Raw genomic sequence first — 12,235 nt, forward strand, 5'->3', positions numbered from 1 at the left:
ATATTATTAATTACCATAAATATTGTTTTCTATAAAATACGGATTGATAAGCTATCTCTATGTTTCTGTAGCTAAAACAATGTAAATAAAAAAATTCTCAATGTGCAACCGCATTAAGTATACTAATCTACATCATGTTTAACAGTTACCATGAGTGTCTGTAAGCGTCGTGCATCAGCCCGGGCTATTGTGAAGTTTAATTTACCAATGGTAATTTTTTCACCTCGTTCCGGCATGTGTCCTATTTCCTGAATAACCAGACCGCCAATAGTGTCTACTTCTTCATCAGAATAATCAGTACCGAAGAATGCATTGATATCTTCTATTTCTGTCACCGCATTAACACGAAACCGCTCAGCAGACACTGCAAAAATATTATCAGCACTATCATCTTCATCAAATTCATCTTCGATATCACCAATGATAGGCTCTATTACATCTTCAAATGTCACCAGTCCGGAAGTACCGCCATATTCATCAACAACAATAGCCATATGATTACGTTGCTCACGGAATTCTTTCAGCAATGTATTCAGTGATTTACCCTCCGGAACAAATACAGCAGGACGCAATATTTGTTCTAGCTGAAAATGCTCTGTTTTATTCCAGTATTTGAGTAAATCTTTTGCATGCAGGATACCCAGAATTTCATCTTTATCTTCACCAATTACCGGAAAACGAGAATGAGCAGTATCAATGATATAAGTAATAATTTTGTCTAATGAATCATCAATCTTAATCACATCCATCTGGCTGCGCGTTATCATCGCGTCGCGTACTTCCAGATCAGCAAAGTCCAGTACATTTTCCAGACATTGTAAGGTATCTGCATCAAAAACCTGTCGTTCATGGGCTTCCCGCAAGGTTTGCAGTACGTCTTCTTCAGTATCCGGCGTCTCTCCAGATATACGATTAACCAGTCGCTCAAAAAATCCGGGTTTCGATGAACTTTCGTCCATAATCAATATTCATCCTGTATATAGGGATTAGTATATCCTAACTGATGCAGGGTACGGATTTCAAGCGCTTCCATAATTTCTGCTTCATCATCATTAATATGATCATAGCCCATCAGGTGTAAAACACCATGGACAGTAAGATGAGCATAATGCGCTATTACTGATTTATGCTGATCAGCTGCTTCTTTTTCTATCACCTGCGGACAAAAAACCAAATCACCATTGAGTTCTGAGCAGTCGGGTAAATACATACTCTCACCTTCATTGAGAGCAAAACTCAGAACGTTAGTTGCATAATTTTTGTTTCGATAATTATGATTAAATTGCCATGCCTCATCTTCATTACACAGTAATATGGCAATATTGGCTCGTTTATAACTATTCTTACACGTTTGCCATATCCATTGCCGCCACTGTCTATAAGTCGGAACAAGGCTGGCATTACTGCGATTATCGACATTTAAACTGAATATTTGACTCAAATGCTGTAAAACCGGCTTTTTTTTGGCAATTTTCATCTAATTTATTTTGGATCCTAATGGATATATTTTAGCAAGTGCTACTGATAAATGCACTAACTACTCCTATTCCGTTTTAATTACCTTAAAAATCGGATATTTCATTCTAATTACTACTACTCGTATTAAAAATCTGACCAATAAGGATTTATTTATTCTGTGTTAGTGCATAGTATTATTTATATACAATTGTAGGAATGATCTATTGGAATTCTTTTCTAAAATTTTTTATTCAGTGTTTTTAAAAATAATTTGGTTCTTATTTTAAGATTAAGGTATTTATTATTTCAATAGTTAATGAATACTAGGCTTTAAAAAACAATATTTTAGTATTTTACTAATAGATATAGCTGATTAATGAATAATTAAAACTATTTCTTTCGCCAATAAACAAAATCCATAAGCAAATTCAGTATTTTATTCAAATATGAATATACTTATGGCAAAAGACATCTGGTAAATTGATTGCTTCAAATAATTTAAAATATACTGCTATTCTAAACCACTTATCAATTTACCTCTTTGATATAAAATTACTCACCCTGCTTAAATATATGAAAACAGGGCTTTCATTATATATGATAATTTAGCGTAAAATATCTACAATACTACGTGCTGCGCGGCGGGCATCCAATAAAATGAGACCAAGCTTAGCGCCTTCGTTAGCAGTAACTGCCAGCACATTGGTCTCACCTGCCTGAATTAGCAGAATATAACCATGTTTACCCTTTACCATAACCTGTTCGAGTTCATCACACTGTAACTCACGGGAGGTACGGTTACCCAAAGCAAGCAGAGCTGCTGCCATTGCACCAACGCGGTCTGGATCAACACCATTCGGTAACAAGGTTGCTACCGGCAGACCATCGGAGGAAATTACAGCAGATGCAGTAATATCAGCCGAAGAGCTGTTTAAATCACTTAATACCGAAACCAGTAATTGTTCTTGCATCTTGATGTCTTTCTATTGATGTTATTCATTTACCACATGAATGTCTTCACCCGCCAATACGTACAGACCACGCACCATAGTGACAAAAGCTTCACTATTAAGTAGTGGTAATCCGGCCGTTACCAAAATATTTTTGGTATTCCCTATGTATAGAGGGAAGAATGTTAATTCACTCTGACCGGCAGGATCACAGATCCCGATAGCGTTGTTGTATATATTGAGGTTATTTTTAATCAGCAGGCTGTGCTTTTCGGTCAGTCGCGTTGCTTCACTGGCAAGGTTGGCCACTTCTTCAGCAGTTTCGTGATTAAAACCGACATTAGCAAAATAAAAACCGTCCTGATCAACTAACAGAGCTTTATGACTGTCTGATAACTGACCCAGAATATTCTCAAATCCGTCTGAAGTTACTTTAACCAGTTGAGAGCTGGGTTTAGCTTCACCGTATAAAAACTCCAGACGCTGTAAGCGATATAACAAATTCAATGCTGTATGAACATCATCTGTTTCAGCCCATTGCTTCAAACGATCTTCGGTTAACCTCGAATTAATATCCGCCTGAAGAATATTGGCCAGTAACATACGGCTGGCGCTGTGACTTGGGCTGGATACTGCATAGAATGCACCGGCCGGCATCACTTTGGGATATAGATCATGATGTAGCTGTAATGTAGATTCCATACTGACTACCCTTCTAAACCTGGATCAATAGAGTACAGCATAGCAGTAACAAGTTGTTTTACATCATCTTCATTACGAGCATCAACTTCAAAAACAGGTACATTGAGCTTATGCTGTGCCAGATACTGCTGATAAACATCCACACCCGGCTGAGGATTGATATCCATTTTAGTTACACCAACCACAACCGGGGCATCTTCTAGTAAATCATGAAATGAAGTAAGGAAAAACTTCAAGTCTTTCAATGGATTCTGTCTGGTATTATCCAGCAACAGAATTAAACCCATACTCCCCTTACTCAAAATGCTCCACATGAAATCGAAGCGCTCCTGACCTGGTGTACCGTATAAATGAACTTTAGTATGCTCATCCAGCCGAATAACACCATAATCCATGGCAACGGTAGTATGACCTTTTCTATCCTGAGTCATATCTGAAGCACTGGCATCCGTCTGTACCGGAGGATCATCCGATAATGCAGCAATGGCAGTTGTTTTTCCCACCCCAACCGGGCCGGTAAATATAATTTTATTTTCAACCATGATTACTCCCTGTTTAGGTATTAGTTGCCACGTAAGCGACCCATCAAACGTGCCAGTAAACCCTTCGGCCTGTCTTCATCGCTTTCTTCATATTCTGTTGTTTGTGTACCACTTGCCGGTTTAGTAGTGGCTGCTTGTGGTGCTTTTCTGGTCAGAACCATTTCTTTCTCCTGTTGTGCTGCAGGAGAAGTCAACTGTTGCTCAATAATCAAGGCACCAATTGAATAAGTAGCAGCTATATAGTTTAAAACATCTTCTAAAGAAACTGGTAATAGCTTGTATAAAGTATTCAGTGCCACAGGAGTTCGCACCAGAAAAGCAGACAAACGCATGGCTTCAGGCAAATAAGCCAACCGAGTCATGTTTGGCCATGCTTTCAGTCTGATCACTGTATCCGGCGTAATAGGCTCAATCAGACGACCGCGCGCTGTCCAGATTGACAGCTGCCATATACAGGATTGCAAAGTCAGTTTAGCTTTATCATGCAACTGTGCCGTTGGTGCAGAAGCAGGTACTGTTTTAGTCTGCCATTCGGCATCTGTTTGCATACATAGTTGCTGCAAAGCATCACTTTCAACAGCCAGTAATACTTTTTCAACACTCGGAAATACAATTAATACTGGCTTATTGTCAAAAAGAATTGCTGTATCTTCAGATTGCTGCGCGAGCTTCTGTACCATGCCCAGTAGTGTTCCCTGAGTATGAAAGCGCGCTACGGTTACTGACTGATGTGCATGCTCTGCGGTATTGTTTGTCTGATGTACAGCAGATTCAGCCTTTTCATTAGCTGTTTCTTTCTGTGCAGCAGCTTTATCAGCAAGCCAGACCCCGTTACCTTGCTGCAAATTGCGCAAATGCTGAAACAAAGTATCGAATCTGATAGGTTTCATCAGATAAGGAGCCGTAAATGAAGGAGAGTTACGACCAAAAAAGACTACTACAGCATCAGGAAATTTCTTTTTTGCCTTATGCCAGAGCTCTTCACCATCATCAGCATCACCATCCACCAGAATTAGTTCAGGCTGCAGATTATCTTCAGGCTGAATCAGCTGGTAATTAACACTATTGTACATTTTAAATGCCATGCGCAACATGGCTGTCTGGCGATCATCCACATTGACGAGCAAAACATAGGCAGTTTTTACTTTGGGTATTGAATTGTTCATCATTGATTTTGCACACCACCGTGGTTAATACGTTTCAATAATTGACTCATAGCAAGTACAACTTCTTCAGGTGGCGTCTGAATTTCAGCGCGAATTACCTGTAACATTTTTTCCAGACGTGACCATTCTTCTGCACGTTCATATAAGTCAAATAAAGTAATGTAAAGCTGTGACTCTTGCGGATAAAGCAGGACTGATTTTTCCAGTAAATCCATTGCTTCATCAAACTGGCCAAAGGTAAGCAAAGACTCCACATCCCGCAATACAAGTTCTGCAGGTGTTTCGGCCACGTCATTCTCTGAAGAAGCTTTATCAACCAATGACAGGCGTTTAGCTTTAAGGGCACTACTATTCATAGGCAGATAACCCTGAGTCACGCCAATATCACGCAATATCGTTTCGCTAGGCTTAGTCTCCAGCTGTTCAAACATTGGATGGTTACCCAGACTGTATCCCCAACCCAGCATACGTTCTTTTACGACATTACCATATTGGCCCAAAGTATAATACAAACGCCATAAATGCTGTGCAAATACATTGATATTATTATGTCTGTAATCCAGCACCAGAGCATCAATAATCATACCTGCTGGTTTTCTGGATGTTTTAATTGCTTTATTTAGACAGCGAATGGCTGCATCATAGGGCAGCTGTTCTTTCAGCAACACGTAGCTGTTTTCAGGTTTAGAAAAACTCAGCAGAACATCACGCTCATCACCGCGAATTTTAAAGTTACCTAGATTACCTTCTACCAGCAGTTCATGCGGCTGCTCCTCAGCATTCTGTTTATTAGCAGAGGATTCTGCTTCAGGCCGAATATCTTCAGGTTTTTTATCCTGATTGATGCCTACTTCTTTTTCTGTTTCCTTGACATCCCATTGCAGCAGATCTTCTGCAAGCACACGCAGACCCAAATGATTTTCATCAAGTGCAAGCCCCTGGCGAATCAGATTTTCTAATTCAGGCCGCTGGAAATAATTACGATATTGATCAATTACTTCAGCAAGTTTATCTGAATTTTTGGCATCTAAACATAATGCAGCCAGTTCGTTGACCAGAGTATTTGCCATTGCAGGACTCTGCTGGGCAATATTCTGCTCCAGATATGCACCGAGTGAATCAGCTGCTTTCTGAAAATAACCAAATTGTTTATAAACTTTATATTCAGTAAGATGATCTACAGTAGCGACAGAAACCGTGGATTTATCCGGACTGGTGGTTAACTGCCAGTCCCAATCCTCATCCTCCAGAGAAGCTGAAGCATCCTCATTTTCGGATGTATTCTGGGCTTCAGCAGCCTGTTTATCTGTCTTTTTATTTTGTTTAGATGCGGACTGCTTTTTGCGGACCGAACTTTTACTTTTGCCTTGTCCTGCCGCTTTCTGCCGCTTTTTCAGCACGAGCAATACAGCCAGCAAGATAACCAAAAGGGCAACAGGTAAATATAATTCCATAATTTACATCCCTTTTATAATTAGCTGCCAGATGCATGAGCGCATGGTTAAATGCATGTTTTTCATTTACGGTAACGCTTCACATACAATTGTCAATACTGTAACTATTTTACCTTAGCTTGCATTTGTTCGCCAGATTTTTATTTAACCTGGGGCAACATTCCGTTAGGTAATAGTTGCCAAACGTATCCGGGGTATTTCATTTTACCCGCCAAAGCACCGGCTTCATCGCCATAACCCCAGAAATAATCTACTCTTACTGCACCGTTAATGGCACTGCCGGTATCCTGCGCCATCATTAACCGGTTTAAACCAAAACCATTAGCGGGATGGGTAGTAGCAACAAATAACGGGGCACCCAGATTCATAAAGTGGCTGTCGACAGCAGCAGAATATCCTTTGGTAAGGGGTACACCCAATGCACCGGTTGGTCCGCTGGCCGGTTCTGCAGATGCGCGAAAAAAGACATAGCTTGGATTTTGCCCTAAGACTTCAGCCAATTGCTGCGGATGTTGCTGTAACCAGGCTTTAATACCCTGCATTGAAGTTTGTGCAAGTGGCAGATAACCTTTGTTAGCCATATATTTTCCAATTGATACATAAGGGTAGTCATTTTTATCGGCAAAACTGAGGCGCAGCATCCGGCCGTCAGGTGTTCTTAACTGCCCCGACCCCTGTACATGCAGAAAAAATAATTCTACCGGATCATTAGCATAACCCAGAACAGGGGCTTTGCCATTAAGTGCGCCTGCATTAATCTGGGCACGGGTGTAATACGGAATCAATTGGTTACCACTGATGCGGCCTTTTAGTGCCCGTGTTTTCTCATTCAGGGGAAAGGAGGCCAGATTAGCGGTGTAATCTCCGTTAGGTGTAATGACGCCGCTATTTGCTCCGGTAAGTCGGATACGTACAACACCCTGACGCTGTCCGGCATTAAGAGGAACGACGATAAAATCGCTGGGAATACCATAAATAGGAAAGCGCGCCTGTGCAGTCTGTCTGGTATCGCCCGGCAGCATTGGTTCATAGTAGCCGGTTACAGTACCGGCCAGCTGTCCGTTCTGGCTGACTTCCCATGGCGTGAAATAAGTTTCAAAAAATACTCTGGCATGCTGGTTATGTCTGGATGTGCGTGCTGCCTGCTGACATATTGACTGCCAGGCTGGCTGCATTTGTAGTTTGCTGCAACTGGTTTTGAATGCATCCAGACTATCAACAAATGACTGAATCGGCCATTGCGGCAATTCCTGATAAGAAACAGCTCGGTAGCTGACGCCGGCTTTCCCCGGGGTAAAGACATAATTCCGGGGTAATGGTTTACCCGGTGTTACTGAACCGGTTTCGCCCGGAAGAATTTTATCTGTAGGTTTACGGACATGAGGACAGGCACTCAGAAATAAAACACAGAAGCACAGCATCCAGCAGCGAATTAGGCTGAATTTCTTTGATGGCAAGATTTTTGACATTTTTTAATAGGAATTGAAATCGATACAGATAATATAAACTCTATTTTTACACCATTATGACAGTCCGTCACGCTTTTAAACAGTGAACTATTGAATAACTGATTTTAGGCAGTGATATTTGGCGTTGTATAAACTGAATGTAAACACTCTGTTACAATAGCGTTTTTTTAATCAATTCAAATATTCTCCACATTATGAGTAAACCCGCCCTCACACCGATGATGACGCAATACCTGTCTATTAAGGCTGAACATCAGGACAAATTACTGTTTTACCGGATGGGGGATTTCTATGAACTGTTTCTGGAAGATGCCGTTGAAGCAGCCCGTCTGCTGGATATAACGCTGACTACTCGCGGACAGATTAACGGAGAACCGGTCAGAATGGCCGGTGTACCTTATCATGCAGCCGAACAATATCTGGCAAAGCTGGTAAAACTGGGTAAAAGTGTAGCTATTTGTGAACAAACGGGTGAAGTGGGGGCAAATAAGGGACCGGTAGAACGGCAGGTTGTACGTATTGTTACACCGGGTACGGTGACTGATACGGCATTACTTGAAGATAAAGAAACCAACCGTATTGCGGCCGTTTCTTTATTGAAAAAACAGCTTGGCATAGCGTGGCTTTCGCTGCAAAGCGGAGAATTCAGATGCAAAATCATTACTCCTGAAGCATTGCCTAATGAGCTGGCACGTTTGCAGGCTGCAGAAATACTGCTTTCTGATCAGACTCAGGAAAAATTGAATCTTAGTGGCTATGACCGGCAACTAACCCGGTTACACGCATGGCAATTTGCTGCTGATACCGGTGCCCGTATGATTGAGCGTTATTTTGGCAGTCAGGACTTACGTGCTTTCGGTTTACAACCGGGAATACATGATGCAGCAATCGGTGCTGCGGGTGCTTTGCTGAACTATGTGCAGCAAACCCAAATGCAGTTACCTAAACATTTAGACAGCCTGTCACTGGAACAGGAATCTGCTTATATTGGTATGGATGCGGCAACCCGCCGCAATCTGGAACTAACTCAGACTTTAAGCGGTTTAAAAGCACCGACACTATTTTCTGTTTTAGACCAGTGTGCAACTCATATGGGCAGCCGTCTGTTGGCACAATGGTTACATCAGCCATTGCGTCAGCGTCAGCAAATTATAGCCCGGCAACAGGCCGTTGCAGAGTTAGCCTCTCAGCAGGCACAGGTAACATCCATGCTAAATCAGGTAGCTGATATTGAACGTATTGCCGCACGAATTGCTATTGGCAGTGCCCGTCCTCGTGATTTATCTGCTTTACGGGATAGTTTGACCATTCTGGCAGAATTTCGTTTAGAAGAATCCGGCCAGAGTAGCAGCCTGATACAAACTCTGCTGGAACAGTTTCCACCTGCCGCACCTATTGCCGAACAGTTAAATATGGCGATTATGCCTGAACCGTCGATATGGTTGCGCGACGGTGGGGTGATTAATGATGGCTTTGATGCGGAACTGGATGAATTACGCCGTTTACAGAATCATGCGGATGAGTTTTTGCTGCAATTGGAAAACCGAGAACGGGAACGCACAGGTTTATCCAGTTTGAAAGTTGAATTTAACCGTGTGCATGGTTTTTATATTGAATTGAGCAAAGTACAGTCTGAACAGGCTCCGGCAGACTATCAGCGACGCCAGACTCTGAAAAATGCAGAACGTTATATCACGCCTGAATTAAAAGATTTCGAAGAAAAAGTATTAAGTGCACAGCAAAATGCACTGGAACGGGAAAAACAGATATATGACAAGCTATTGCTGCAATTACAAAGTGAACTGCCGGTATTACAGCGCTGTGCCCGTGCGGCAGCCAGTCTGGATGTATTAAATACACTGGCCAGATATGCATGTACCGAACATTACTGTTTTCCGGAATTGGTAAACTATCCATGCTTACAGATTAAAAATGGCCGTCATCCGGTAGTGGCTGCGCAAGTTAAACAGTTTACTGCCAATGATACGCGTCTTGATGAAAAACGGCGCCTGATGCTCTTAACCGGTCCGAATATGGGGGGTAAATCTACTTATATGCGACAAGTAGCCTTAATTGTGTTACTGGCGCATATCGGTGCTCCGGTACCTGCAGACAGCTGTACACTGGGAGAATTTGACCAGATATTTACCCGTATTGGTGCTTCGGATGATCTGGCAGGTAACCGCTCTACCTTTATGGTAGAAATGTCGGAAACGGCTTATATTCTGCATCATGCAACGGAACAATCGCTGGTATTAATGGATGAAGTTGGCCGTGGCACATCTACCTTTGATGGTCTGGCTCTGGCGCAGGCCATTGCAGAACATTTACTGCAAAGAAATCGCAGTTATACTCTTTTTGCTACCCATTATTTTGAGTTAACCCGCTTACCTGAGCAGCATGCACACGCATTCAATATGCATCTTGCGGCTTTGGAACAAGGACAGGATATAGTTTTTCTGCATCATATTGAATCCGGCCCGGCAAGTAAAAGTTATGGGATAGCAGTAGCGAAACTGGCCGGCCTGCCGGCACGGGCACTAAATGCCGCCTACCGCCATTTACAAACCCTTGAACAGCATGCAGCTTCCGAGCAGCCGCAACTGGATATGTTTCAGGCTCAGGCAGCAGACCGCGAAGAAGAAACCATGATGGATACTGATATTAATCATGTTGCTATATCGGCAATTCCTGCTGATTTATGCGCTCAGCTAAATGCATTAAAGCCTGATGAACTGACACCTAAAGCAGCACTGGCTGCTATTTATGATCTGGTGAACTGCTGGCAAAATCATCAGTCATCATAAAAAATGCATAAAAAATCGGTTTTTTAGTTGACATAAGGCTGATTATCCGTATAATAGCTCCCTTACCAGACGCGGGGTGGAGCAGCACGGTAGCTCGTCGGGCTCATAACCCGAAGGTCGTAGGTTCGAATCCTGCCCCCGCATCCAGATTCCTAAAATGTCCTGTTTAAAACAGGACATTTTGTTTTATTCATTCTCTGAACATCATTTCAAAAATAGATATTTCTGGTTTTCGATTGCCGATTTTACTGATTTATTTTTATTAGTCTTTGCGATTTATCTTAATTATCCATTTCACAACAAGCTGATTGATACAACCAGATTCAATATCTGACTAATAAATGTAAAGCGACAATATCAAAAATGCAGGTTTAATGGCTTTGAACATATAAAAGCAGAAAAGGTATGCAGAATCTTTCTGTACTGAAAATATTTTCAGATATCGAAAAATATCTTAATTAGGCATATCAATCACATATTAACCTGTAAAGTTAACAATATTATTTTCAAATGGATCACTGCTCGGTATATATATATTTATTAAATCTTTCAAAGTCTCAGTAATATTGGTTATCGATTCAAAGCTTCCATGATTAATATCAGATATCCGTAAAACTTTAGATTAATTATATGAGGCTCGACACGGAAACACTGGAATGTAAACAGCAGTGTTATGTTCAGATAAGCTCGGAAATCAGAAATTATATTAAAAATTAATTTTCAACCAGTTTATTTACTCTGCCTGAATACTGGATTAACTCTAACTACTTAGGTAAGATAAAAATAAGGTAAATAATCCGAAAATCCAGTGCGTTTTCTGGAATATTTAAAGGGTGATTAATGTATAAATTCAACGGATTTACGCAGGCTGGACTTAATTTTTTACAAGATATCCGGATTAATAATAGTAAGCCGTGGTTTGATGAGCATCGTTCAATTTATGACCATGAATTGATACAGCCATTTCGGGCACTGGTTGAACAGTTAACTCCTGAAATGTTGAAAATCGACAAAGAATTTGAAACTCGCCCGGCTATTGGTAAAACGATATCACGTATTCATCGTGATACCCGTTTCTCAAAAGATAAATCTCTTTATCGCAGCCGTTTATGGCTGACATTCAAACGTCCAAGCCGCGACTGGAAAGAGGCACCTGCCTATTTTTTTGAAATTAGTCCCGATACTTATCGATATGGGCTTGGTTATTATTGTGCACCCAAACAAACCATGGACATTTTCCGTGAAGAAATACTGAATAAACCGGAAGTGTTTTTAAAAGTTATGAGGTGCGTGAAGAAACCGTTTGAGCTTGTTGGTGATAGTTATAAACGTCCTTTAGTTAAAGAGCAGGATAAAAAGATTGCAACATGGTACAACCGGAAAAGTATTGCTGTAATGGCAACCAATAATCATATCGAGGATATACTTGACAGGGATTTACCAAATAAACTGACCCAAGGCTTTAAACAGTTATTACCACTTTATGATTTTTTAATGGATGTAGAGTTCATTAAGAATATTTCCAAGTTATAAATATTCTCATCAATATAAAATGATTTTTATTATTTCCCGTTATAGCTTTTAATTTCTGAGACAATGTAGCTATAGGGCTTCTTATAATTATTAGTTTTGAATTCTATATTTTCGGCAGGAATACTTTGTAGATCTCTGCTCAGAACATCACGCA

At 41.0% G+C, this 12,235-nt stretch carries 10 protein-coding genes and 1 tRNA gene; 3 read left to right on the forward strand and 8 right to left on the reverse strand.

The annotated features are described in order from the left end of the window. Positions 1-122: 122 nt before the first annotated feature. The 8 genes from H3V00_RS07325 to H3V00_RS07360 all read right to left on the reverse strand — a co-directional run bounded on the left by H3V00_RS07325 (position 123) and on the right by H3V00_RS07360 (position 7,741). On the reverse strand, positions 123-959 hold the full coding sequence (locus tag H3V00_RS07325; protein WP_198207320.1) for an HlyC/CorC family transporter: 837 nt from the start codon (positions 957-959) through the stop codon (positions 123-125). 2 nt (positions 960-961) lie between these two features. Then, positions 962-1,477, reverse strand: coding sequence for an rRNA maturation RNase YbeY (gene ybeY / locus H3V00_RS07330; protein WP_198207322.1), 516 nt, complete (start codon positions 1,475-1,477; stop codon positions 962-964). A gap of 586 nt (positions 1,478-2,063) precedes the next feature. Next, positions 2,064-2,429, reverse strand: coding sequence for a roadblock/LC7 domain-containing protein (locus H3V00_RS07335; RefSeq protein ID WP_025331721.1), 366 nt, complete (start codon positions 2,427-2,429; stop codon positions 2,064-2,066). A 21-nt stretch (positions 2,430-2,450) separates the two neighbouring features. Next, positions 2,451-3,110, reverse strand: coding sequence for a hypothetical protein (locus tag H3V00_RS07340; protein ID WP_025331722.1), 660 nt, complete (start codon positions 3,108-3,110; stop codon positions 2,451-2,453). Positions 3,111-3,115: 5 nt separating this feature from the next. Next, the gene (locus tag H3V00_RS07345; RefSeq protein ID WP_025331723.1) at positions 3,116-3,652 is read right to left on the reverse strand and encodes an ATP/GTP-binding protein; all 537 of its coding nucleotides are present in this window, start codon (positions 3,650-3,652) and stop codon (positions 3,116-3,118) included. Positions 3,653-3,672: 20 nt separating this feature from the next. Further along, the gene (locus tag H3V00_RS07350) at positions 3,673-4,821 is read right to left on the reverse strand and encodes a hypothetical protein (RefSeq protein ID WP_198207324.1); all 1,149 of its coding nucleotides are present in this window, start codon (positions 4,819-4,821) and stop codon (positions 3,673-3,675) included. Next, entirely contained in the window at positions 4,818-6,272 is a 1,455-nt protein-coding gene (locus H3V00_RS07355) for a hypothetical protein (RefSeq protein ID WP_025331725.1), read from the reverse strand. Before H3V00_RS07355 ends, H3V00_RS07350 begins: the two co-directional genes overlap by 4 nt. 140 nt (positions 6,273-6,412) lie before the next feature. Next, positions 6,413-7,741, reverse strand: a complete 1,329-nt coding sequence (locus H3V00_RS07360; RefSeq protein ID WP_232335957.1) for a murein transglycosylase A — start codon at positions 7,739-7,741, stop codon at positions 6,413-6,415. A gap of 194 nt (positions 7,742-7,935) precedes the next feature. Here H3V00_RS07360 and mutS point away from each other — a divergent pair, with 194 nt between their 5' ends. The 3 genes from mutS to H3V00_RS07375 all read left to right on the forward strand — a co-directional run bounded on the left by mutS (position 7,936) and on the right by H3V00_RS07375 (position 12,081). After that, on the forward strand, positions 7,936-10,548 hold the full coding sequence (mutS, locus tag H3V00_RS07365) for a DNA mismatch repair protein MutS (protein WP_198207326.1): 2,613 nt from the start codon (positions 7,936-7,938) through the stop codon (positions 10,546-10,548). 70 nt (positions 10,549-10,618) lie between these two features. Then, positions 10,619-10,695: transfer RNA gene (locus H3V00_RS07370), tRNA-Met, on the forward strand. 693 nt (positions 10,696-11,388) lie between these two features. Further along, the gene (locus H3V00_RS07375; protein ID WP_198207328.1) at positions 11,389-12,081 is read left to right on the forward strand and encodes a DUF2461 domain-containing protein; all 693 of its coding nucleotides are present in this window, start codon (positions 11,389-11,391) and stop codon (positions 12,079-12,081) included. The last annotated feature ends 154 nt before the right edge of the window (positions 12,082-12,235 follow it).

The sequence above is a fragment of the Snodgrassella sp. W6238H11 genome, assembly GCF_016100525.1.
GTDB classification, from domain to species: domain Bacteria; phylum Pseudomonadota; class Gammaproteobacteria; order Burkholderiales; family Neisseriaceae; genus Snodgrassella; species Snodgrassella alvi.

Bases quoted from the DNA above. Each gene is read 5' to 3' on its own strand.
- H3V00_RS07325 (WP_198207320.1), bottom strand. From the start codon at position 959: ATGGACGAAAGTTCATCGAAACCCGGATTTTTTGAGCGACTGGTTAAT.
- H3V00_RS07335 (WP_025331721.1), bottom strand. From the start codon at position 2,429: ATGCAAGAACAATTACTGGTTTCGGTATTAAGTGATTTAAACAGCTCT.
- H3V00_RS07360 (WP_232335957.1), bottom strand. From the start codon at position 7,741: ATGTCAAAAATCTTGCCATCAAAGAAATTCAGCCTAATTCGCTGCTGG.
- H3V00_RS07355 (WP_025331725.1), bottom strand. From the start codon at position 6,272: ATGGAATTATATTTACCTGTTGCCCTTTTGGTTATCTTGCTGGCTGTA.
- H3V00_RS07350 (WP_198207324.1), bottom strand. From the start codon at position 4,821: ATGATGAACAATTCAATACCCAAAGTAAAAACTGCCTATGTTTTGCTC.
- ybeY (WP_198207322.1), bottom strand. From the start codon at position 1,477: ATGAAAATTGCCAAAAAAAAGCCGGTTTTACAGCATTTGAGTCAAATA.
- H3V00_RS07345 (WP_025331723.1), bottom strand. From the start codon at position 3,652: ATGGTTGAAAATAAAATTATATTTACCGGCCCGGTTGGGGTGGGAAAA.
- H3V00_RS07340 (WP_025331722.1), bottom strand. From the start codon at position 3,110: ATGGAATCTACATTACAGCTACATCATGATCTATATCCCAAAGTGATG.
- mutS (WP_198207326.1), top strand. From the start codon at position 7,936: ATGAGTAAACCCGCCCTCACACCGATGATGACGCAATACCTGTCTATT.
- H3V00_RS07375 (WP_198207328.1), top strand. From the start codon at position 11,389: ATGTATAAATTCAACGGATTTACGCAGGCTGGACTTAATTTTTTACAA.